The organism is Allobosea lupini, from assembly GCF_900109525.1.
Lineage (GTDB): Bacteria > Pseudomonadota > Alphaproteobacteria > Rhizobiales > Beijerinckiaceae > Allobosea > Allobosea lupini.
In genome coordinates this window covers 160389-182673 of the sequence record NZ_FOAN01000001.1, presented here as the reverse complement: position 1 = coordinate 182673, position 22285 = coordinate 160389, and the positions used below count along the sequence as shown (strand labels likewise).

Annotated in this window: 23 protein-coding genes and 1 pseudogene; 8 read left to right on the top strand and 16 right to left on the bottom strand. The window is 67.1% G+C overall.

Annotation, left to right across the window (positions count from 1 at the left end):
- Positions 1–17: 17 nt before the first annotated feature.
- The 4 genes from dxr to frr form a co-directional block, all read right to left on the bottom strand.
- Positions 18–1199, bottom strand: coding sequence for a 1-deoxy-D-xylulose-5-phosphate reductoisomerase (gene dxr / locus BMZ21_RS00860; protein ID WP_091828732.1), 1182 nt, complete (start codon positions 1197–1199; stop codon positions 18–20).
- 7 nt (positions 1200–1206) lie between these two features.
- On the bottom strand, positions 1207–2025 hold the full coding sequence (locus tag BMZ21_RS00855) for a phosphatidate cytidylyltransferase (protein WP_091828731.1): 819 nt from the start codon (positions 2023–2025) through the stop codon (positions 1207–1209).
- Positions 2022–2777: an isoprenyl transferase gene (locus tag BMZ21_RS00850; protein WP_280141460.1), complete on the bottom strand. Its 756-nt coding sequence runs from the start codon at positions 2775–2777 to the stop codon at positions 2022–2024. Before BMZ21_RS00850 ends, BMZ21_RS00855 begins: the two co-directional genes overlap by 4 nt.
- Before the next feature lie 62 nt (positions 2778–2839).
- The gene (frr, locus tag BMZ21_RS00845; RefSeq protein ID WP_091830448.1) at positions 2840–3403 is read right to left on the bottom strand and encodes a ribosome recycling factor; all 564 of its coding nucleotides are present in this window, start codon (positions 3401–3403) and stop codon (positions 2840–2842) included.
- Positions 3404–3653: 250 nt separating this feature from the next.
- Between frr and BMZ21_RS00840 the strand changes: the two genes are divergently transcribed.
- Positions 3654–4067 (top strand): VOC family protein, encoded by a 414-nt coding sequence (locus BMZ21_RS00840; RefSeq protein WP_091828729.1) that lies wholly within the window; start codon positions 3654–3656, stop codon positions 4065–4067.
- 4 nt (positions 4068–4071) lie between these two features.
- Here the strand turns inward: BMZ21_RS00840 and pyrH are convergent, their stop codons facing one another.
- A complete protein-coding gene (gene pyrH, locus BMZ21_RS00835; RefSeq protein WP_091828728.1) occupies positions 4072–4779 on the bottom strand; it encodes a UMP kinase in 708 nt (235 codons plus the stop codon).
- 118 nt (positions 4780–4897) lie between these two features.
- Positions 4898–5821, bottom strand: coding sequence for a translation elongation factor Ts (gene tsf, locus BMZ21_RS00830; protein ID WP_091828727.1), 924 nt, complete (start codon positions 5819–5821; stop codon positions 4898–4900).
- A gap of 58 nt (positions 5822–5879) precedes the next feature.
- Here tsf and BMZ21_RS30165 point away from each other — a divergent pair, with 58 nt between their 5' ends.
- On the top strand, positions 5880–6050 hold the full coding sequence (locus BMZ21_RS30165; RefSeq protein WP_167561483.1) for a hypothetical protein: 171 nt from the start codon (positions 5880–5882) through the stop codon (positions 6048–6050).
- Between the two features lie 56 nt (positions 6051–6106).
- On the opposite strand, the gene BMZ21_RS00825 is transcribed toward BMZ21_RS30165, so the two are convergent.
- Positions 6107–7117: a 30S ribosomal protein S2 gene (locus BMZ21_RS00825; RefSeq protein ID WP_091830447.1), complete on the bottom strand. Its 1011-nt coding sequence runs from the start codon at positions 7115–7117 to the stop codon at positions 6107–6109.
- A 160-nt stretch (positions 7118–7277) separates the two neighbouring features.
- Entirely contained in the window at positions 7278–7589 is a 312-nt protein-coding gene (locus BMZ21_RS00820; RefSeq protein ID WP_091828725.1) for a putative quinol monooxygenase, read from the bottom strand.
- Positions 7590–7808: 219 nt separating this feature from the next.
- Between BMZ21_RS00820 and BMZ21_RS00815 the strand changes: the two genes are divergently transcribed.
- A complete protein-coding gene (locus BMZ21_RS00815) occupies positions 7809–8132 on the top strand; it encodes a LysR substrate-binding domain-containing protein (protein ID WP_167561482.1) in 324 nt (107 codons plus the stop codon).
- A gap of 58 nt (positions 8133–8190) precedes the next feature.
- On the top strand, positions 8191–9357 hold the full coding sequence (locus BMZ21_RS00810; protein WP_091828721.1) for a GGDEF domain-containing protein: 1167 nt from the start codon (positions 8191–8193) through the stop codon (positions 9355–9357).
- Positions 9358–9362: 5 nt separating this feature from the next.
- Here the strand turns inward: BMZ21_RS00810 and BMZ21_RS00805 are convergent, their stop codons facing one another.
- The 3 genes and pseudogenes from BMZ21_RS00805 to BMZ21_RS00795 form a co-directional block, all read right to left on the bottom strand.
- A complete protein-coding gene (locus BMZ21_RS00805) occupies positions 9363–9734 on the bottom strand; it encodes a VOC family protein (RefSeq protein ID WP_091828719.1) in 372 nt (123 codons plus the stop codon).
- Between the two features lie 70 nt (positions 9735–9804).
- Positions 9805–10500 carry a helix-turn-helix transcriptional regulator gene (locus BMZ21_RS00800; RefSeq protein ID WP_091828715.1) on the bottom strand — a complete coding sequence of 232 codons (696 nt, stop codon included), beginning with the start codon at positions 10498–10500 and terminating at the stop codon, positions 9805–9807.
- 3 nt (positions 10501–10503) lie between these two features.
- Positions 10504–11065 (bottom strand): annotated as a pseudogene (locus BMZ21_RS00795) (nicotinamidase).
- Here BMZ21_RS00795 and BMZ21_RS30710 point away from each other — a divergent pair.
- Positions 10964–11179 (top strand): hypothetical protein, encoded by a 216-nt coding sequence (locus tag BMZ21_RS30710; protein WP_244543716.1) that lies wholly within the window; start codon positions 10964–10966, stop codon positions 11177–11179. The pseudogene BMZ21_RS00795 and the gene BMZ21_RS30710 sit on opposite strands and share 102 nt — an antisense overlap.
- Here BMZ21_RS30710 and BMZ21_RS00790 read toward each other — a convergent pair.
- Positions 11142–11870, bottom strand: coding sequence for an FkbM family methyltransferase (locus BMZ21_RS00790; protein ID WP_208862202.1), 729 nt, complete (start codon positions 11868–11870; stop codon positions 11142–11144). The genes BMZ21_RS30710 and BMZ21_RS00790 overlap by 38 nt on opposite strands.
- Positions 11871–11955: 85 nt before the next feature.
- Entirely contained in the window at positions 11956–15423 is a 3468-nt protein-coding gene (gene dnaE, locus BMZ21_RS00785) for a DNA polymerase III subunit alpha (RefSeq protein ID WP_091828713.1), read from the bottom strand.
- Positions 15424–15892: 469 nt separating this feature from the next.
- Here dnaE and BMZ21_RS00780 point away from each other — a divergent pair, with 469 nt between their 5' ends.
- On the top strand, positions 15893–16810 hold the full coding sequence (locus tag BMZ21_RS00780) for a DMT family transporter (protein ID WP_091828712.1): 918 nt from the start codon (positions 15893–15895) through the stop codon (positions 16808–16810).
- A 13-nt stretch (positions 16811–16823) separates the two neighbouring features.
- Here the strand turns inward: BMZ21_RS00780 and BMZ21_RS00775 are convergent, their stop codons facing one another.
- From BMZ21_RS00775 to BMZ21_RS00765, 3 genes are read right to left on the bottom strand one after another with little or no spacing between them, the layout of a single operon-like run.
- On the bottom strand, positions 16824–17603 hold the full coding sequence (locus BMZ21_RS00775; protein ID WP_143079621.1) for a hypothetical protein: 780 nt from the start codon (positions 17601–17603) through the stop codon (positions 16824–16826).
- A 1-nt stretch (position 17604) separates the two neighbouring features.
- Positions 17605–18819: a PAAR domain-containing protein gene (locus tag BMZ21_RS30705; protein ID WP_244543642.1), complete on the bottom strand. Its 1215-nt coding sequence runs from the start codon at positions 18817–18819 to the stop codon at positions 17605–17607.
- Between the two features lies 1 nt (position 18820).
- Positions 18821–19210, bottom strand: coding sequence for a hypothetical protein (locus BMZ21_RS00765; protein WP_091828710.1), 390 nt, complete (start codon positions 19208–19210; stop codon positions 18821–18823).
- Positions 19211–19410: 200 nt separating this feature from the next.
- On the opposite strand from BMZ21_RS00765, the gene tssK reads away from it, so the two are divergent.
- Both tssK and icmH read left to right on the top strand, forming a co-directional pair.
- Positions 19411–20748 carry a type VI secretion system baseplate subunit TssK gene (tssK, locus tag BMZ21_RS00760; RefSeq protein ID WP_091828709.1) on the top strand — a complete coding sequence of 446 codons (1338 nt, stop codon included), beginning with the start codon at positions 19411–19413 and terminating at the stop codon, positions 20746–20748.
- The gene (gene icmH / locus BMZ21_RS00755; RefSeq protein ID WP_091828705.1) at positions 20745–22271 is read left to right on the top strand and encodes a type IVB secretion system protein IcmH/DotU; all 1527 of its coding nucleotides are present in this window, start codon (positions 20745–20747) and stop codon (positions 22269–22271) included. Before tssK ends, icmH begins: the two co-directional genes overlap by 4 nt.
- The last annotated feature ends 14 nt before the right edge of the window (positions 22272–22285 follow it).

Sequence of the window (22285 nt, the reverse complement as noted above, 5' to 3'; positions counted from 1 at the left end):
TCTCCGGGTTTCCGCCACTAAGTGACAGTGAAACGGCCCCCGGACAAGAGCGAGCGGGTCCGGTTTCTCGCATCGTGGTCAACGGCGAGCGCCTCCGTGACATCGGAAGGCGGCGACAGGAAGGCACCCGTCATCTGCACGCAGACGGCCTCGACCAGGGCCGGAATGGCAGGAAAGGCAATGCGTCGCTCGAGGAAGGCCTCGACGGCGATCTCGTTGGCGGCGTTCAGCACGGCCGGCATGGCGCCCCCTTCCGCAAGGGCCGCGATGGCGAGGCGCAGCGCCGGGAAGCGGGCGAGATCGGGACGCTCGAAAGCCAGCGGGCCGGCCGCGACCAGATCAAGGAAGCGGCTTGGCGGCGCATCGAGCCTGCCATCGACCCCGAGGCAATGGGCCGCCGCGACGCGCATGTCCGGCACGGCCATGCCGGCGCTGACCGAGCCGTCGCGGAAGGTAACGAGCCCGTGCACGATCTGCTGCGGATGGACCAGCACGTCGAGCTGGTCGGCGCCCAACCCGAACAGGAATGAGGCCTCGATCAGCTCCAGCCCCTTGTTCATCATGCTGGCCGAATCGATCGTGATCTTGGCGCCCATCGCGTAGTTCGGATGAGCCAGCGCCTGCTCGGGCGTGGCGGCGGCGATCTTCTCCGCCGGCCAGGTCCGGAACGGCCCGCCCGAGGCAGTCAGCGTCATCGTGCGGATGGCCGAGATCGGCTCGGCCCCCAGCACCTGGAACAGGGCATTGTGCTCGGAATCGAGCGGCAGGATGCGGGCGCCGACGGCGCTTGCCCGCGCCATCACCGCGGCACCGGCGCAGACCAGGCTCTCCTTGTTGGCGAGCGCGACGACCCGGCCCGGCGTCAGCGCCGCAAAGGTCGCCTCCAGCCCGGCCGCCCCCGAGATGGCGCTGACCACGATGTCGCTATCGAGCGAAACCGCCTCGAGCACCGCCTCACGGCCGGCGCCATGACGGATGCCGCTGCCGGCCAGCGCTGCGGCGAGCGCCGCGGCCTGCCCTTCATCCGCGATCGCGGCGAAGCTCGCACCGGTCTCGCGGGCAATCCGCGCCAGCCCGGCCGCATCCCGACCGGCGACCAGCGCAGCGATCCGCAGCCGCCCCGGATTCTCGGCAATGACGGCGCGCGTCGAGCGGCCGATGGAGCCGGTCGCCCCCAATATCGTGACTGTGCGAGGCATCTGGTGCTCAGTGTCCCAGGCGCGCCAGATAAAGCAGCAGGCCGGCGAAGACCAGCACGGCCCAGTAGCCGTCGAGCCGATCGAGGAAGCCGCCATGGCCGGGAATGAGGTGGCCCGAATCCTTGGCGCCGAAGCGCCGCTTGATCGACGACTCGAAGAGATCGCCGGCCTGGCTCGCGACGGACGCCGCGAGCGAGACCGCGAGCACCGGCCAGAGGCCCGATGGCAACCCCGGGAAGAACCAGGCCCAGACCGCCGTGGCGCACAAGGTCCCCGCCAGGGCGCCGCCGAGCGCGCCCGACCACGTCTTCTTCGGGCTGACGCGCGGCAGCAGCTTCGGCCCGCCCAGCGCGCGCCCGGTGAAATAGGCGGCGATATCGGTGAGCCAGACCACCGCGAAGGTCCAGATGATCAAGGCGAGCCCGAGCCCGGGCGTCTCGCGCAGCGCCGGCGTCACCAGCGCGAAGCAGAGCGCATAGGCGACGCCGCAGGCTTCGAGCAGGCGCCGGTTGCCGGTCTGCGTCGTCGCGATCGCGGCGATCAGACCGGCGAAGGCCGACACCCCCGCGAGCGCCGCGCCACTCACGGGCAGGAAGCCGAGCGCGAGCCCGGCCAGCCCGACGCCGATCCCAGCCGCGACCGCGTTCGTGCGGCCGACCATGGTCAGCCATTCATAGGCGACGACGCCGGCGACGGCGGTCCAGATCAGGCGAAAGGGCCAGCCACCGAGCACGGTGACGCCGAGAATGACCACGGCGAGCACCAGCGCGGAGATGACCCGCAGGCGAAGCTCGGATGCGCCCGCGCCGGCGCCGGCCGCATTCACGCGACCCCCACCTTCTTGGTTTCGGCCGGTTGGCCGACGCCGCCATAGCGGCGCTCGCGGCTATGGAACTCGGCCAGCGCATCCTCCAGCGCCTTGCGGTCGAAATCCGGCCAGAGCACCGGCGTGAAAATGAACTCGGCATAGGCCGCCTGCCAGAGCAGGAAGTTCGAGATGCGGGTCTCTCCCGAGGTCCGGATCACCAGATCAGGATCCGGCAGCGCGCCGGTGTCGAAATGCGAGGACAGCATCGCCTCGTCGATCGTCTCGGGAGCGAGCCGGCCAGCCGCCACCTCCTGCGCCAAACGCCGCGCCACGCGCACGATCTCGTCGCGCGAGCCGTAGTTGAAGGCGACGACCAGGGTGAGGCCGTTATTGCCTTCGGTCATCGTCTCGGCACGCTCCACGAGCGCGCGCAAGTCGGGCGGGAGGTTCTCGCGGTTGCCGATGATCCGCACGCGTACGCCGGCTTCGTTCAGCTCGGCGAGGTCGTTCTCGACGAAGCGGCGCAGCAGCCCCATCAGGAAGGAGACCTCGGTGATCGGCCGGCGCCAGTTCTCGGTGGAGAACGAATAGAGCGTCAGGACGCCGATGCCGAGATCGGCGGCATTGCGCACCGTCCGCCGCAGCGCTTCGAGCCCGCGCCGATGCCCTTCCTGTCGCGGCAGGCCACGCATCTGCGCCCAGCGGCCATTGCCGTCCATGATGATGGCGACATGGGCGGGAACTGCCGGGCGCGCGCCGTCTGACATCAAATGCCTCTTCTGGGCCGAACGTTCATGCGTCGATGATACAGGACAGCGCTTTGCCTCGCACTTTAGACGTGCAGGATTTCCTTTTCCTTGGCGGCAAGCGCCTGGTCGATATCGCCGATATGCTTGTCGGTCGCCTTCTGGACGAGGTCGGTCTGCTTGCTGACGTCGTCCTTGGGCATATGCCCGTCCTTCTCCAGCTTCTTGATCAGGTCCATGCCATCGCGGCGCACATGCCGGACGGCCACCTTGGCGTCTTCGGCATATTTGTGCGCGACCTTGACCATCTCCTTGCGGCGCTGCTCGTTGAGCTCCGGGATGCGGATGCGCAGCACCTGCCCCTCGGTCTGCGGGTTGAGACCGAGATCGGATTCCCGGATCGCCTTCTCGACCGCCTGGACCATGCTGCGGTCCCAGACCTGCACCGAGAGCAGGCGCGGCTCGGGTACGCTGACGGTGGCGAGCTGGCTCAGCGGCGTGCGCGCGCCATAAGCCTCGACCGTGATCGGATCGAGCACATTGGCCGAAGCGCGGCCGGTGCGCAGCGAAGCCAGGTCGCTTTTGAATTTCTGCACGCCGCCGTCCATGCGGCGATTGATGTCGGCGAGATCGAAAGTGGTCTGGGCCATCGTCTTCAAAACCTTGTCGAAACCCGGCAAACGCAACGCCGGAAATGCGCGCGACCATGGCGAGCAGCCGCCGCAGGGTCAAGGATTTATGCGTCAACAGCATTTTCCTCGACTGGTCCGCAAGCGGAATCGGAATTCCGCGGCTTTCGCATGGCCGGCAGGATCGCCTGAGTTCTGGCCGAGACCAGAAGCACATCCTAGCTCAAGCTCAGGGCCGCACGAACGGTCCCGGCCCCGCTAGGAGGATCCCATGCCCCGGCTGAACCGCATCGTCGAAACTGCGCTCTATGTCGACGATCTCGACCGCGCCGCCGCGTTCTACGAGGGAAAGCTCGGACTCTCGTCCATGCTCAGGACCAGGACGCTGTTCGCCTACGACATCGGCGGCCAGAACGTCCTGTTGCTGTTTCTGCGCGGAGCCTCGGTCGAGACGCAAGTGTCGGAGCGCGGCAGCATCCCGCCGCATGACGGCACTGGCCCGCTCCATATCTGCTTTGCCGTCGACGCCGACGATCTCGCCTCATGGGAGGAACGGCTCGGGCAGCACGGCGTCGCGATCGAGGGCCGCATGCGCTGGAATCGCGGCGGGACAAGCCTCTATTTCCGCGATCCCGACGGCCATCTGCTCGAGATCATGACGCCCGGCAACTGGCCGAACTACTGATCCGTCAAGGCGTGACGTAGGTGGCCCTGCCCTCGCCGCGCAGCACCGCGGCGAGCATGCCGGGCGCGGCGATCGAGAAGACGACGATGGTGAGCGCCGCGTCGCGCGCCAATGCGAAGGCGGCGGTGTCCATCACCTTGAGGTCGCGCTTGATCGCGTCCTCATGGGTCAGGGTGTCGTAGCGGGTCGCGCTCGGATCCTTCTTCGGATCGGCCGAATAGACGCCGTCGACCTGCGTCGCCTTGAGGAGATGGCTGCAATCGAGCTCGGCCGCGCGCAAGGCCGCGCCGGTATCGGTCGTGAAATAAGGATTGCCGGTGCCGCCGCCAAGGATGACGACCTTGCCGTTGCTGAGATGGTCGAGCGCCCGCTTGCGGGCATAGCTCTCGCAGAGCGAGGGCATCGGTACCGCCGACATGGCGCGCGCCGGAGCACCGGCGCTCTCGATCGCATGTTCGAGCGCGAGCGCGTTCATCACCGTGCCCAGCATGCCGATCGAGTCCGCGCTGGTGCGGTCCAGTCCCTTGGTGAGCCCCTGGACGCCGCGGAAGAAATTGCCGCCGCCGACCACGATGCCGATCTCGACACCCTCGCGCGAGGCATGGGAGATGTCGGCGGCAAGCGCGGTGAGCGTCGCGCCGTCGAGGCCGTTTCCTTGAGGTCCGGCAAGGGCTTCGCCGGAGAGCTTCACGAGAACGCGTTTAGGTCTCATCGGGGCTCTCCACTCCTTGCCACATCGTCCAGCCCAACCGAATCGGCGGGCCGACCTTCTCTACTTACAAAAAAGGCCGCGCGAGGCGCGGCCTTTCTGTGTCCTATCAACGGGCTTGTCAGCCCGTGGTGCCGCCGGCGGCCGCGACCTCGGCAGCGAAGTCAGTCTCTTCCTTCTCGATGCCCTCGCCAAGCGCGAAGCGAGCGAAGCCGGTGAGCTTGAGCGGACCGCCGACCTTGCCTTCGGCCTCCTTCAGCACCTGGGCGACCGACTTCGAGCCGTCATGGATATAGGCCTGCTCGAGCAGGCAGTACTCCTTGGCGTAGCTCTTCAGGCCGCTCTCGACGATCTTGGCGAGCACATGCTCGGGCTTGCCGGCGTTCTTCTCGGCCAGGATCGCCTTCTCGCGCTCCAGCACCGCCGGATCGACCGAAGCGAGATCGAGCGCGATGGGGTTGGTCGCGGCGATGTGCATGGCGATCTGCCGGCCGATCGCGGCGAGCTCGTCACCCTTGCCGCTGGTCTCCAGGCCGACGATGACGCCGATCTTGCCAAGCCCGTCGGCGACGGCGCCGTGGACATAGGAGCCGATCACGCCGGCAGAAACCGAGACCTGCGCGACGCGGCGCAGCGTCATGTTCTCGCCGATCGTGGCGATGGCGTTGGCGATCGCGTCGGCGACAGTGCCGCCGCCCGGGTAGTGATGGGCAGCCAGCGCCTCGACATCGCCGCCGCGCTCGAGCGCGACATCGGCGATGGTGCGGGCCAGAGCCTGGAATTCGAGGTTGCGGGCGACGAAGTCGGTCTCGGAGTTGACCTCGACCACGACACCACTATGGCCGCGCACGGCGACGGCAACGAGGCCCTCGGCGGCGACGCGGCCGGCCTTCTTGGCGGCCTTTGACAGGCCCTTGGCGCGCAGCCAGTCGATGGCGGCTTCCATGTTGCCGTCGGTGGCCGAGAGTGCAGTCTTGCAGTCCATCATGCCCGCGCCCGTCTTGTCGCGGAGTTCCTTCACCATGCCGGCGGTGATCGCAGCCATTTGCGTCGTCCTTGCTGTCTTGGATCACGATGATTGTGGATCGGATCGATCCAAAGCCATGAACGTGATCGATTCCAAAAATGAGAGCGGGATTGACGCGGAAAACCGGTTCCCACTTTCCCGCATCCCGCTCGTGCGGCCTTCACCCGTCGGCGCGCCGCATCGTCGAAAAAGCGAAGCCTCGATCGGCAAACGCCGACGCTCCGTTTCCGGCGTCGGCGCTGCTTGAGCTTCAATCAGGTATCGAACTGCGACGCCCCGATGACGCGCCGCGGTCTCGACCAATCAGGCGTCGGCGAGATCGCGCGCCTGGGCAACCCAGCCCTGGCTCTCGATGCGGCCGGCGAGCTTCAGGTCGTGATCGACCTTGGTGACATCCGCCGGGCTCATGGCAGCGAGCTGCCAGAAGTGGAAGATGCCGCCATCGTTGAGCTTCTGCACGATCTCCGGGCCCATGCCCGAGAGCTTCATGAAGTCGTCCGGCGCGCCGCGCGGCCCGGTCAGCAGCTCGAAGGCCTGAGCCTGGCCTTCTACAGCCACCGGCTCGTCGATGGCCGTCTCGACGATCGGGGTCTCGGCGGCGCCGAGGTCGATGCCATGGTCGCCCGAAGCGCGCGAGATGCCGTCGATGGCCGAGCGGGCGACGAGGTCGCAGTAGAGCTGGATCGCGCGGCCGGCGTCGTCATTGGCCGGGACCGGGAAGGTGATGCCGTCCGGATCGCTGTTGGAGTCGATGATGGCAGCGACCGGGATGCCGAGGCGCTGGGCCTCCTTGATCGCGAGCGCTTCCTTGTTGGTGTCGATCACGAAGATCATGTCGGGCGTGCCGCCCATGTCCTTGATCCCGCCGAGCGCCTTCTCGAGCTTGTCGCGCTCGCGCGCCAGCATCAGGCGCTCCTTCTTGGTCAGGCCGGAGCCACCGCCGGAGAGCAGCTCGTCGACCTTGCGCAGGCGCTGGATCGAAGCCGAGATGGTCTTCCAGTTGGTCAGCATGCCGCCGAGCCAGCGGGAGTTGACATAGTACTGGGCCGAGCGCTTGGCGGCATCGGCAATGGCGTCCTGCGCCTGGCGCTTGGTGCCGACGAAGAGGACGCGGCCGCCGCGGGCGACGGTGTCGCTGACCGCCTGCAGGGCGCGCGACAGCATCGGCACCGACTGCGACAGGTCGAGGATGTGGATATTGTTGCGGGTCCCGTAGATGAAAGGCGACATCTTCGGGTTCCAGCGGTGCGACTGGTGGCCGAAATGGGCGCCGGCCTCGAGCAGCTGACGCATGGAGAAATCGGGCAGAGCCATGGTATTCTTGTCCTTCCGGTTGAGCCTCTGGGGAGCGAATGAGCCGGCCATAAGCTGGCCGGTCACCGGAACGCCTCGGTGTCGAGGTGATGCTCCCCATGTGGGATAAGGCGCGCCTTACACGCCATGGCGCCGGAATGCAAGGCTTGCAGTCGGCTCGTCAGAGCGACCCGACCTCGTAGGCGACGTCATAGGCTCCCGGCACGGCGCGTTCCAGCAGGGGGCGAACGCGTGCCATATGACTGGTGAAACGCTCGTCATGGGCGAAGCGCAGCGCTGCCTCCTCGGATTCGAACATCGTCACCAGGACGACATCGCGATCCTCGCGCGAGCGGAACAATCGCCCGCCGATCAAACCCTCGACCTTGCCGCGGACGGCATGGTGCTGGGCGAGCTGCAGCTCCATGAACTCGGCGAAGCGCTCGGGCTTCGGCGTGATGACGCTGATGTTGACGACCGGTTGATCGGGCATGCCCAGCTCCTTCGAGGCAGATGCAGGAGCCGGGTCTATGCAACCTCGAGTACGGTTGAGGTCAAGACCTGGGTCCGTCGGAGCGGTGACAGGTCGTGTCAGTTGCCTTGCCGGCCCATGCCCTCTGCATAGTCCGACTTACCACCCTGCCAGCGATAGACGACGAAGCCTGGTTGCAGGTTGTCGCCCTTTGCATCGAAGCGAACCTCGCCGACAGCCGTGGCGCGTGCCTGGGCGCAGGCCGCAGGCAGGGCCGATACAACGCTGGGCGAGAGCTTGCGGCTCAGCGATTCTCAAGCTCTGCGCCGCGTCGCCTGCGACGGACATGGCGTTGCGCTGTTCTTCGCCGCGCTGGTCGAAGACGACCTGGCGCAGGGCCGGCTGGCACAACCCTTTCCCATGAAGGTCCATATCGGTGCGGATTACTTCCTGAACTACCCGGCCGGAGCAGAGCTGCCTCGCAAGGCACGGCTGTTCCGTGGCTGGCTCATGGACATGCTGGCCGAAACCCAGGCTGGTCGCACCGACGCAACCGGTCTGTGAACTCTCCGTTCACGCCGACCTGGTAGGCGTTCGAGCCAGTCGACTTGGATGGCCTGACGTGTTGCTCGATCTGAGGACAATCTATCTGGCAGGGGCTCTCACCTGCGTGATTCTCGGCCTCGTGCAGCTGTCCGCCTATGCCACCGGCCGATTCGAGCGCTGGCCGCTCTGGTGGGGGCTGAGCAACATCCTGATCGGCCTCGGCCTGATCGGCGTGGGCCTGCGCGGCATCATCCCCGACATCGTCTCGATCCCGCTCGCCAACACCGTCAGCTGGATCGGCTATCTGCTGATCCTGTTCGGGGTGAGGAGCTTCGCCGGGCGGCCGGCGCGCCTGCCGCTCTATCTTCTTGCGGTCGCCGCCGCCGCCCTCCCGCTGTTCCTGTGGAACGAGCCGGACGGCTTCGTCAAACGGGTCGTCCTCGTCGCCGTCCTGGTCATGGCTTGCGACATGTTGCTGGTCCGGGAAGGCTTGCTCCTATGGCGGCGCGAGCGGCTGGCCTCCGGCGCGATCCTGGCGGCGTTGTTCGCGCCGACCGTGGTGCTGTTCGCCATCCGCGGCTATCTCGCCGCGATAGGGCAGCTTGGAACCGAGCTGTTCCCCGCCAACGATGCCAACCAGTGGGTTGCCGCCACAGGCACCGCCTTCCTGCTCCTGCGCGGCAGCGCACTCTTGCTGCTCGCCGCCGAGCGCAACCGCAACACGCTGGTCGCGATCGCCCAGCACGATCCGCTCACCGGCGCTATGAACCGCAGCGGCCTGGAGCGCGCCATGGCCCGGATCGCAACCGATGCAGGCAAGCGCCCGGGCCGGCTGACCCTGCTGCTGATCGACATCGACCACTTCAAGAGCCTGAACGACACGCATGGCCATGCCGCCGGCGACCGCATCCTGCAGCTCTTCGCCGAGGCGGCCCGAAGCGAATTGCGCGCCAGCGACGTCCTGGCGCGCCATGGCGGCGACGAGTTCGTCGCCCTCCTCCCGCATATGTCGACCAGGGACGCGGTGCGCGTCGCCAACCGGATCCGATCCGCCTTCGGACGCGCCCTCGCCGACAGGGACGGCGTCACCCTCCAGCCGACGCTCAGCATCGGCGTCGCCGAGGGAAATGCCGCGAGCAATGAGCTCGAAGCGTTGTTGGAGCAGGCGGACAAAGCGCTCTACCGCTCGAAGCGCCTCGGCCGCGACCGGGTCCAGGTCCAGATTCGCGCCCTGGCGCGGTGAGCGTCCTATCTCCCGAACGGGTGGAAGACACGTAGCCGGTGGCCATCCGGATCGCTCGCGACGAAGGTTCGGCCGAAGTCGAGATCTGTCGGCGCCTGCAGGATCGCAAGGCCGCACCGCTGCCAGTCGGCATGGGTCGCATCGACAGCCTCGCCGCTGCCGACCACCATCGCGATCTCGCCACCACCTCCGGCGGCTTGCGCGCCCGGCTCGACGGTATGGCGCGACCACAGGCCGAGCTTCGCCCCTGACGGCAGCGCGAACATGGCAAAGGTCGGCGAGGTCTCCAGTGCCTCTGAGCCGATCAGGTCGGCATAGAAGCGGGCGCTGGCTTCGGGGCTGTCGACATAGAGGATGATGAAGTTGGCATCGAGCATGGGGGCGGTCTCCGGTTTTGAGGACCGGTGCATGATCGCTGCAGATGCTGCCAATTTCCGGCAGTGTATCTCAAGCCGGCGATGGTATTCCCTCGTGCTCGCGCCACTGCTTGAGCAACGCCTGGCGCCGGCGCGGATAGCGGATGTCGACCAGCTCGGCCTGCGCGATGCGGTCGGCGCGGAAATGCCGGAAGTCGTTGCGCAGCTCGCACCAGGCGACGACGACGCGGACATGATCGAAGAAGCCGAGGGCGAACGGCCAGATCAGGCGTTGCGAAGCCGCCGCCTTGCCGTCCTGATAGGTCAGAGCCAGCTTGCGCTCGGAGCGGATCGCCTTGCGCACCAGCACGAGATCGACGCCGGATGTGTCGGCGATCCTGGCGCCGGGGCCGACGAGCAGGGCCGAGGCGTCTGCCTTCTCGCGCAGATCGGCCGGCAGCACCGCGACGATCTTGGCCATGGCGTTGCGCGCCGCGCCGGCGAGACGGTCATCCGCCCGCCCCGCGACCCAGCGCGAGCCAAGCACCAGCGCCTCGATCTCGTCCTCGTCGAACATCAGGGGCGGCAGCATGAAGCCGGGCTTCAGCACATAGCCGAGCCCGGGCTCGCCCTCGATCGGGGCGCCCTGCCCCTGCAAGGTCGCGATGTCGCGATAGAGCGTGCGGATGCTGACACCGGTCTCTTCGGCGAGCTTCCGACCGCTGACCGGCCGGCGATGCCGGCGCAGCACCTGAACGAGGTCGAGCAGGCGCTCGGAACGCGACATGGCTCAGCCGTTCAGCTCGGTGAGCCGCGCCCGCCTGACGCCGAGCGCCGTCATCTCGGCCCATGCCCGATCCAGGGAGCCGTCGAGATCGATGGCGCGGCAGGCTTCCTCTACGACGATGGTCTCGAAGCCTTGCCGGGCTGCGTCCTGTGCCGTCCAGCTGACGCAGAAATCGGTGGCGAGGCCCGCGAGCACGACACGGGCGATGCCGCGCTCCCTGAGATAGCCACCAAGGCCCGTCGGCGTGGTGCGGTCGGCCTCGACCAGGCCGGAATAACTGTCGACCTTGCTGTGGCAGCCCCTTGCGGATGACCGCCTGCGCCATGGAAAGGTCGAGCCCCGGATGGAAGGCCGCGCCCGCGCTGCCCTGGACGCAATGATCCGGCCACAGCACCTGCGTTCCATAGGGCATGGCGATGCTTTCGAACGGCAACTTGCCGGGATGGCTCGATGCGAACGAGGAATGCCCGGCCGGGTGCCAATCCTGCGTCAGCACGACCGTGGCGAAGCGCTTGCCGAGGTCGTTGACGAGCGGAACGATCTCGTCGCCGCCGGCGACCGCCAGGCTGCCGCCGAGGCAGAAATCATTCTGGACGTCGACGACGATCAGCGCGGTCCAGACATCGATCACGGGCGTGCCCTCACCCTGACGCCGCTGCGGTCCGCGCCATCCGGGTGATGCCTTTGCGCGCGGCGAACATGCGGCCATAGACGTCGCCGGCGAGATCGGGGCGATAGCACCGTTGTTCGAGCAGCGGGTCCCAGATGTGCTCGACCGTGTCGATCAACTCGAAATCGGCTTCAAGACGCGCCTCCAATTGCAGGCGATTCTTGCGATTCTGGTATTCGAGCAGCACCAGCGAGGTCTTCGAGAGGTCGAGATGGTCGAGCACGTCGCCTTCCCCGCCTTCGATGTCGATCTTGACGATATCCGCCGAGGGCAGGCTCGCCGGGTCGACGACCGCGACCTGATAGCGCTCGACCATGGCCCCGGCGACAAAGGTGTCGCCGGCATAGGAGGCGAGCCCGGACTCGCCGTCGCCGGCGAAGCGGCTGAGGAAGGTCGCGGTTGTCTGGCCGCCGGGGAACAGCGCCGCGTTGATCGTGACGATGTCGCGGCGCCGGTCGGTGTTGCGCTTCAAGAGCTCGTAGGTGCCGGGATGCGGCTCATAGGAGGTCACGGTGCTGCCCGGCCAGCGCGCGCTCGCCCAGAGCGCGAACGAGCCGACATTCGCCCCGATGTCGAGAATGTCGAGGCCGACGCCATCGAAACCACATTCGTATTCGCCTTCGAGCACGTCCTTGATCGCCCAGTGCATTGCCTCGGGCACTGCAAGGCTCATCGGAATGCGCGCGACATATTGCTTCATCGTCCCCCCGGACATCATCGTTGTCTCGCGCGCACTGTGATGCCTTGGCCGCCGGCAGCGCAAGGCTCTGCGCTGACGAGGCCGGTCAGCGCAGTTCGACGTTCACCACCCCCGGCGCGGCGCGCACGGCATTGGCGAGCTGCTGGTTGACGGGATAGCGCCCCGGCAACTCGATCTCGATCTCCTGGGCGCCGTCGTCGAGGATCATCACCAGCGAAATCTTGCCATCGGAGCGTACGCCGTCGCGGGGCTTCACCCGCTCGGCGATCGAGGACAGCGCCTTGTCGTCGCGCAGGAAGATGCAGAGGTCCTGCTTCTGCCGGCCGGCGAGATCATCAAGCCGCTCCACGTCCTCGATGCGAGGCCTGACCTCTTCGCCGTCGAGCACAGCCGAGAGCCGGATCACCAGCGCTGCGCCCGGCTCGAGCAACTCGCGATAGCGCTGCAGCCCTTCCGAGAACAGGATCGCCTCGAACTGGCCGGTCGGATCGGAGAGCTGGACGATGCCCATCTTGTTGCCGGACTTGGTCCGCCGCTCCGACCGGTCGATGACGGAGGCCGCGACCTTGGCGATCGAGGTGCCGCTGGCGCGCACATTGCGGGCGAAGTCGGCATAGCTCTGCACCCGCAGGCGCTTGAGCACATGCTCGTATTCGTCGAGCGGGTGGCCGGAGAGGAAGAAACCGACCGCTTCGTGCTCGCGCTTCAGTCGCTCGGCCGGGGCCCAGGGCTCGAAGGGCGGGATGCGGAAGGCTTCCGAGCTCCCGCTGCTGCCGAGCATATCGAGCTGCCCGGCTGCGGCCTCGTCGCGAACGCGGTTCGAGAGCGCCAGCATGCCGTCGACCGCCGCCATCGCCTTCGCCCGCTCCGGCTCGATCTCGTCGAGCGTACCGGCCGAGATCAGCGCCTCGATCGTGCGGCGGTTGACCAGGCGCGTATCGATCCGGCGAGCGAGATCGGCAAGGTCGCGGAACGGGCCATCCTTGGCGCGCGCCGCAACGATCGATTCCACCGCGGCGCGGCCGACGCCCTTGATCGCGCCGAGCGCATAGCGGATCGCCCCGTCGGCAACGTCGAAATCGACGCCGGAGCGGTTGATCGAGGGCCGTTCGACCTTGATGCCGAGACGCTCCGCATCGCGCCGGAATTCCGAGAGCTTGTCGGTATTGCCGATGTCGAGCGTCATCGACGCAGCGAGGAACTCTACAGGGTAGTTGGCCTTCAGATACGCGGTCTGGAAGGCGACGACGGCATAGGCCGCCGCGTGGCTCTTGTTGAAGCCGTAGTCGGCGAACTTCGCCAGCAGGTCGAATATCTCCGACGCGACGTCCTGCTTCAGCCCACCTTCGATCGCGCCCTTCACGAAGCGGTCACGCTGGGCGTCCATCTCGGCCTTGATCTTCTTGCCCATGGCTCGGCGCAACAGGTCCGCTTCGCCGAGCGAATAGCCCGACAGCGCCTGCGCCACCTGCATCACCTGTTCCTGGTAGACGATGATGCCATGCGTCTCGGACAGGAACGGCTCCATGCCGGGATGGAGATAGGTCGGCTCCTCCAGCCCGAGCTTGCGGCGGCAATAGGTCGGGATGTTGTCCATCGGACCGGGACGGTAGAGCGCCACCAGCGCGATCAGGTCCTCGATCCGGTCGGCTTTCATCTCGACCAGCGCCTTGCGCATGCCGACCGATTCCACCTGGAACACGCCGACCGTCTCGCCGCGCGCCAGCATCTCGTAGGTCTTGGGGTCGTCGAAAGGCAATTGCGCCAGGTCGACCGAAATGCCGCGCTGGGCGATGAGCTGCACCGCGATGGTCAGCGTCGTCAGTGTCTTCAGGCCGAGGAAGTCGAACTTCACCAGCCCGGCCTGCTCGACCCATTTCATGTTGAACTGGGTGACGCGCATGCCGGTGCGCGGATCGACCGAGAGCGCGACGAGCTGCTCCAGCGGCCGGTCGCCGATGACGACGCCGGCGGCGTGGGTCGAGGCGTGGCGGTGCAGGCCTTCGAGCTTCTGGGCGATTTCGAGCAGGCGACCGACGACCGGCTCCTCGGCTGCGGCCTCCTGCAGCTTCGGCTCGCCGGCGATGGCTTCCGGCAGCGTGATCGGCTTGGCCGGATTCTGCGGTACCAGCTTGGTCAGCTTGTCGACCTGGCCGTAGGGCATCTCCAGCACGCGGCCGACGTCGCGCAGCACGCCGCGCGCCTGCAAGGTGCCGAAGGTGATGATCTGGGCGACGCGCTCCTCGCCATAGCGATGCTTGACGTACTCGATCACCTCTTCGCGCCGGTACTGGCAGAAGTCGATGTCGAAGTCCGGCATCGAGACGCGGTCGGGATTGAGGAAGCGCTCGAACAGCAAGCCGAAACGTAGCGGGTCGACGTCGGTGATGGTCAAGGCATAGGCGACGAGCGAGCCGGCGCCCGACCCGCGACCCGGTCCGACCGGGATGTCATGATCCTTGGCCCATTTGATGAAGTCGGCGACGATGAGGAAATAGCCCGGGAATTTCATCCGGGTAATAATTGAAAGCTCGAAAGCGAGACGCTTCTCATAGTCTTCGACGGAGAAACCCTCGGCCGGTCCATGTTTGGCCAGCCGCGCCTCCAGCCCGGCCTTCGCCTGCGCCTCCAGTTCGTCGGCCTCGTCACGCCCCTCCTCGCCGAAGCGTGGCAGGATCGGCTTGCGCGTGCCGACGCGCCAGGAGCAGCGCCGGGCGATCTCGACGGTCGAGGCCAGCGCCTCCGGCAGGTCGGCGAAGCGGCGCTTCATCTCCTCGCGGCTGGCGAAGAAGTGCGCCGGCGATACCCGCCGGCGTTCGCCATCGGAGAGCAGCCGGCCCGCCGCCACCGCGAGCAGCGCGTCATGCGCCTCGAAGTCGGCCGGCTTGCCGAAGAAGGGCTCGTTGGTCGCGACGATCGGCAGATCGTTGTCATAGGCGAGCCGGAGCAGACCGGCCTCGACCGCCGGCCCGTCCTCGCGTTCATGGCGCTGGATCTCGACATAGAGCCGGTCGCCGAAGATGGCCGCGAGGCGCCGCAAGCGGGCCTCGGCCTGAGCCGGCTGGCCGGCGCGCAAGGCGAGGTCGAGCGGCCCGCCCGCGCCGCCGGTCAGCGCGATGATATCGGCATGATAGGCACAAAGATGCTCGATGCTCGCGACCGGACTGCTGCCGGCCGCAGCGAGACAGGCTTCCGTCACCAGCTTCATCAGGTTGCCATAGCCGGCTTCGCTGGTCGCGAGCAGGACGACATGTGGCGTCACGCTCTGCACAGGCTTGCGCCCGCCGGTATCCTCATCGGCGAAATCGACCGAGAGCTGCACGCCTGCGATCGGCTGGATTCCGGAGCTCGCCAGCTTCTCCGAGAACTCGAGCGCGCCGAACAGGTTGTTGGTGTCGGTCAGCGCCATGGCCGGCTGGCCGTCGCCGGCCGCGAGCTTGGCGAGCGCGCCGACCTGGATCGCGCCTTCGAGCAGCGAATAGCTCGAATGGACATGGAGGTGGACGAAGCCGACCTCGTCCTGAACCTGTGTATCGTCTTTGCGGTCGGTCATCGCGCCCTCCGGCGCGCCGCCCGCTCAACCAATGGGCCGAGTGAGAGGACCTGCGCCGATTCTTGATCCCAAGAGCATGCTCAGAACCGGTTATTGCGCGCCACCCCTCCTTGGTCGAGCTGATCCATCCGCCAGGCTGTGGACACGTCCGCGCATGGCATTCGATTACGGCTTCCGAGCCCACTCAGACGTGCGGAGCGGAGGCCAGCGCGGCCCAGACCCAGATCATTCCGACGAAGAGAGCGAGCGCCAGAAACTCCACAGCTCCGGCCATCAGCTTGCGGGCAATCAGCATGTCCGATCTCCTATGTTCTCTATATGTTCAGTTTAATTCCCTCTTTGTTCACGTCAATATCGCAAGGTCAGCTGATGCCGGAAGACGCGTCGGACAGTTAACCCGGATTTACCGAGACTGCCGAAACGTTAACGGCGACGCTGTTGCGATGCCAGAATCAGATAGCGTCGCGGCATGACTACACCCCCCGATCAGGCGCATCGCGAACCGCGCAGCGAAACGCTCGGCGTCGTGCTCATGGCGATCGCGATGCTGATCATCCCGAGCTCCGACGCTATCGCCAAATATCTCAGCGGCGCCCATTCACCGGCCTTCCTGAGCTGGGTGCGCTATGTCGCTGCGCTCGGCTTCATCCTGCCGGTCGCCTTGCTCCAGCGTGGGCGAGCGCGGGAACTGGAGCACGCCCCGGCATCTCGTGGCCGATACTGGCTCGCCCAGGTCGTGCGCACCGCTTTCCTGGTCGCGGCGATGACGCTCTATTTCGTCGCGATCGCGCGCATTCCACTTGCCGATGCGCTCGGCGCCTATTTCATCGCGCCGATTGCAGCGACGCTGCTCGCTACGATCGCACTGCGCGAGCGGCTCGATCGGCGCAGGCTGCTTGCGGTCGCGCTCGGCTTTGTCGGCGCCATTTTAGTCGTACGCCCCGGTGCCGAGACAAGCACCGATACACTGATCGCGCTCGCTTCCGGCGTCTGCATGGCCTGCTACCTCGTGCTGACGCGGGCGACGGCACAAGGGAGATCGCCAGTTTCGACACTGACGATCCAGCTCGTGCTCGGGATCCTGATGCTGATGCCTTTGGCGGTGCTGCAATGGACGACGCCGACGCGCGAGGGCCTGCTGCTGATCGTGCTGATGGGCCTGGTCTCGACGCTGAGCAACCTGATGACGATCAGCGCCTTCCGCCTGGCGCCGGTCGCGACGCTCTCGCCCTTCGTCTATCTCGAACTGATCGGCGCGACAGCCCTCGGCTTTGTCCTGTTCGGCGACCTGCCATCGCCGATGACCTGGGCCGGGATCGCGGTGATCGTCGCGGCCGGGCTGATCGTCGCGACGGCGCCCTCGGCCGCACGGCACACCTCGACCTGAGACCGCAGAACGGTCAGTTCACCAGCGCATTCAACGCCGCGACGATGGCCCGGGGCTCGATCTCGCGCGGCATCTCGTCGAAGGCGACGCGATAATAGTCGAGCATGCTCAGCTGCTCGAAACTGTTCCAGGTGTCCTCGTCGTTCATCGCCTGGCCGCGTTCCTCGAGATTGAGGATCATGCCGTAGTCCTCGGGGCCGGTGCCGTAGGTCAGAGGCGGCGGCAGCGGCTCGGTGCGCAATTCGTTCTCGGCGGCGGCGATCGCGGCGAGCGCGCCCGGCACCCAGGCACGATGATAGGCGTTGGAGACGTCGCGCTCGGGATCGCCCGTGCCGGTCAGCACGGCACGGCAGGCAGCGGCGAAGGCCTCGACCATGCCGTTGCGCTCGGCCAGCCGGTCGGCCGCGTTATAGTTGGCGTGGATCGGATCGACATAGGCGAACTCGTTCTGCAGCAGCCGTGCCGGCTCGCCCTGCAGAAAGAGCCAGGGATAGGTGTTGTCGATCAGGATCTGCCCTGGCAGCAGATGCGCCGCCTGGTTCTCGCCCGACGCGCTGAAGAACTGCTGCTCCGCGCCCTTGCAGGTCACGTTCGGATTGGCCGTCAGCGGCAATCCCGGCCGGTCCGGCATCCGGATCGCCGCCATGTAGACGAGCACCTTGGCGACGCGGGTGTTGCGCGAGCGCCCATGCCAGAGCGCCTTCTCGGTGTCGGAGGAGAAGCGCTGGACCCGGAGCAGGCGGAAACGCTCCTGCGCTGCCACGGCACGGTCGGGAGAACGGCGACGCCCCATCTCAGCCGCCGATCAGCACGGTTGGGTCGCCCATGGCGATCTTGTTCGGCGGCCCGACTGCCTCGATGATCGTGTCGCCCATGCGGCAAAGCGGCAGGCCGTTGACCAGCACAGTCTGGGAGCCGTCGATGACGACGCCCGGCCCGTGCGGCGGAATCGGCAGCGGCGTAGCGCAGGTATGAATATCGGCCCCGCCGGCCGCGCCGGAAATCATCGAGCCCATGGTGCTGGCAGCAGCCGCTTTGGTCGCTTCTTCGGCTGCTTTCAGGCCGGGTGCCGCGGGCGTGCCCGCCCCGGCGAGCGTCGCGGCCTCCGCAACCTGGATCGTCGTGTCCGAAATGGTCTTGGCCGCCTGGATCGCCGCGGCGGCACCGGCCGGCACGCCGCGCCAGGCGAGCTTCTTGCCGATGATCACATTGGGGCTACCAGGGCCGATGCTCAGCATGCCGGGCAGCGGATGGATGACGGGGTCGAGAACGCGGGCGGCGGGCCGACCGGCTCCGCCTCCTCCGCCTCCCCCGCCGCCGCCTCCACCTCCACCCGGCGCGGATGCGGAGGGTGGCGCCGGCGGCGTGAAGACTTTTGCACGCGCCTCGGCGGAGGGCCAAAGCGTGCTGAGCGCCACGTTCGGATTGGGCGGCAGCGACGCGATCGGGATGCCGTTGATCGTGGAACCCGGCAGCTTGCCGGCAGCGCAGGCAGCCTGAAGTGCCGGGAGCTCAACAGCCCAGAACACCTTCTGGACGGGGCGCCCCAGCAGCAGGACGACATGCCCGGACGCGCCCTCGGCGAATTCGCGCGAAGCCTCGCCCCAGAACGAGCTCTGCAGCGCCGCCGCATCGCTCTCGACACCGAACATGGCGGCGTTACCGATGATCGCCGCGGCCTTGTCGGGATGCCCATCCGGCAGGCGGCCGCCTTGCATCAGATTGTCGACGGCGCGCTTCGGATTGGGCTCGGTGATTCCTGCCGCACGCGCGACCGCCAGCAGGAAATCGCCGTCCGACAGGAAGGTGGCGCGCTCGGTATCGTCGATCAGCGCATAGCCGGTGCCGGCCTGACAGGCTCGCTTGGCCGCATCGGCGACGGCGGAATAGAGGATGACATCGGGGCCTGCGGGCGCGGCCGAGACCTGACGCGCCAAGGCGCGTAGCTCGTCCAGGGTCGCTCCCGGCTTGATCTGCGCAATCGCATCCGCTGGGCTGAGCTTGGCCATGTCAGAAGATCTCGACCATCGGATCCTCGACGACGAAATCGACGCCGCTGATCCTCTCCCCGAACAGCGGCAGCGGATGGAGCATGGCGTAGATGCGCAAGCGTTCCTGGATCCGCGCAAGCATGGCCGGGCTGAAGTTCGCCGGCGGCAGTGGCGACCCACCGAGTTTGGCGCCGATATGCGAAGCGACGATGCGGTTGTCGGTCGGAGCCGGGCTGCTGTTCGCAAACCGCCAGCCGACATGGAAGGGAGGAAGCCCCGGCGCATGGACCCGCAGCGCATGCGGGCCGCCGGGATAGAGCATCCGGTTGAGATCGACGACCTGCCAGCCATCCTCGTCGATCGGGAAACGGCCGCTGCGGTCGTAATCTGGCGCCTGGTTCTGGTTCATCCTGCTGCCTCGATAGGCGACGGTCGGTCGGCTGCGCCTCACGCTACATCCATCTGCGCGCACTTGCGATCGTTTCGCAGCGCCCCCGCGAAATCCGCCCTGAATCCAGCAATGGCCAAAGCAGAGATGACATTGCAATGGTGACGCTCGGGAACGAGCCGTATAGTGTCCGGGATAGGCCTTGAGATAGCGAGAACTGGATGTCGTGGTACAGTAAGGTCGTCTGGTCCGAAGGCTTGTTCCTGCGGCCGCATCATCTGCAGCAGAACGATCGTTATCTCGAAAATCTGCTGGAGAATCGCGTCCGGCACGTCACGCCCTATCCGTGGGGGTTCTCGGTGCTCGAGATCGACCGCGACCTGGCGCAGCAGAGCCGTATCGGGCTCAGGCGCGCCGTCGGCGTGATGCCGGACGGCACGCCCTTCGCCATGCCAGACAACTCGCCCTTGCCGCCCGCCATCGAGGTACCGGAGAACGCCGCCGGCCAGATCGCCTGGCTCTCGCTGCCGCTCGCCGCCTCCAACACCCGCGAGGTCGAGGACAGCCTCAACGGCTCCGCCAGCCGCTTCTATCCGGCGACCGAGATGCTGATCGATTCGACCGCCTCGCTGCGCGTCGACGAGGAGATCGACATCGCCCATCCGCGCTTCGGCCTGGAGCTGCGCAAGACGAGCAAGCCCGGCTATGTCGGCCTGGCGCTCGGGCGCATCCTCGAAGTCCGCGACCGCGCCATCCTGTTCGACGAGAAGTTCGCCCCACCGGTGCTGCTCTGCTCGGCCCATCCGGTGGTCGACGGCTGGATGGATCGCGTCATCGGCTGGATCGACAACAAGCTCGAGGAGCTCGCCCGCTACGCCGCCGACCCGACTGCCGGCGGCGGCCTGCAGAGCGCCGACTATTTCATCCTGCAATTGCTCAACCGGCACATCCCGGTGCTGAAGCACATGCGCGGCTCGCGCTTCGTCCATCCCGAGCGCCTGTTCATCACGCTGCTCGCTATCGCCGGCGAGCTTGCGACCTTCACCACCGCCGAACGCCGCGCCCGCGACTATCCGGCCTATGATCATGACGACCTGGAAGGTTGCTTCACCCCGGTGGTGCGCGACATCCAGGACTTCCTCTCGGCCCAGCTCGGCCGCCGCGCCATCCGCCTCGAGATCGTCGAGCGGGCGCAGAACGCCTTCATGTCGACGATCCGCGACCGCGCCTTGATGCGCAACGCGACGCTGGTCCTGGAAGTGGCCGCACGCCGGCCCCTCACCGAGATCCAGTCGCAATTCCCGCATCTCTTCAAGATCGGCCCCAACACCAAGATGAACGAGATCGTCCATGCCCACCTGCCGGGCATCAATCTCGTCCACCTGCCGACGCCGCCGCCCCAGATCCGGGCACTGACCGACCACGTCTATTTCTATCTCGACCGCACCTCGCCGCTCTGGCCGGAATTCAGCACGGCGAGTTCGATCGGCATGCATTTCTCCGGTGACTGGCCCGATCTCGAAATGGAGCTCTGGGCCGTGCTCGAGGGCAGGCGATGAGCAATGACGGCTCCGATCCGTTCGGCCGTTCGGACCGGACCTTCATCCGGCCGAACCCGGCCGGACGGCGCGTACCGCAGCCCTCACGCCCGGTGGAAGCAACCCCGGGCTACCCGCAGCATGGGCAGCCCTACCCGCCTGCGAACGCGCCCTACCCGCCTCCGCCTGCCGGCTATCCACCGCAGGGCTCGCCTTATGCGCCCTCCGGCGCGCCGCAATACCCCCATGCGGCTCCTTCACCCGGCGTGCCCGGCGGCGAGGAATGGATGTCGCAGCCGCAACCGCGGCAAAGCGCACCGCCGCCCCCGCCGCAGGGCTATGTGCCGCAGGCGCTGCCCAAGCGCGAGCAGATGCTCACGCCGAACACCAATCCGCTGCTGAAGGCCGCCGGCCCGCTCCTGCTCCTGCTCGGGCGCCTGCGCGCCAATCTGTCGAGGGCGCCGGCGACGCAGATGATCGGCCAGGTCGGCGAGACGATCGAGGCCTTCGACCATGAGGTCAGGGCGGCCGGCTTCACCGCCGAGCAGACGCGCACCGCCAAATACATCATCTGCGCCTTCGCCGACGACATCGTCCAGAACATCCCGGGCGAGGACCGCCATGTCTGGACGCAGTACAGCATGCTCTCGCGCTTCTTCGGCGAGCGCACCGGCGGCGTGCGCTTCTTCGAGGAGCTGGAGCGCGCCAGAAAGGATCCATCGGTCAATTACGACCTGCTCGAGCTGATGCATGTCTGCCTGGCGCTCGGCTTCGAGGGCGTGCACCGCACCTCGGCCGGCGGTGCCGCCAATCTGCAGATGATCCAGCGGAACCTGTTCGAGACACTGCGGCGGGTGAAGCAGCCCGATCCGGAACTGTCGCCGCGCTGGCAGGGCCAGGCCCTGACCGCCCGTCTCGCCGGCTTCAAGATCCCGGTCTGGTCGGTCGCCGCCGTCGCAGCGGTCGCCGTGCTCGGCCTCTATTTCATCTTCCGCGCTTTGCTCGGCGGCAATGCCGAGGCTTCGGCCAGCGCCCTGCTCTCGGTGCACCCGAAGGGTGACATCGAGATCATCCGCAGGGTCGCGGCTCGGCCGCCGCCGCCTCTGCCACCACCCCCGCCTGCGCAGCAGCCAAAGGTCTGCGCGACAGTGCAGCCGCCGATCACCTGCCAGGTGACGCCGAACCTGATCATCGTGCGCCTGATGGGCATCACTCTGTTCGAACCCGGTCAGGCCGTGGTGCGCGACGAGTTCCGCCCGCTGATCGAGCGCATCTCCGCGGTGCTTAACGACGAAGGCGGCGCGATCAAGGTCGTCGGCCACTCCGATTCCGACCCGATCCGCACCGCCCGTTTCCCCAACAACCTCGAATTGTCGAAGGCGCGCGCCGTGGCGGTCGGCGACCTGCTGAAGACCAGACTGAAACAGCCGGATCGCATCAGCACCGAGGGCAAGGGACCCGACGTGCCGATCGACACCAACGCAACCGCGGCCGGCAAGGCGAAGAACCGACGCGTCGAGATCCTGATCCAGCGCAACAGCTAGGACCGGGTGGCGAT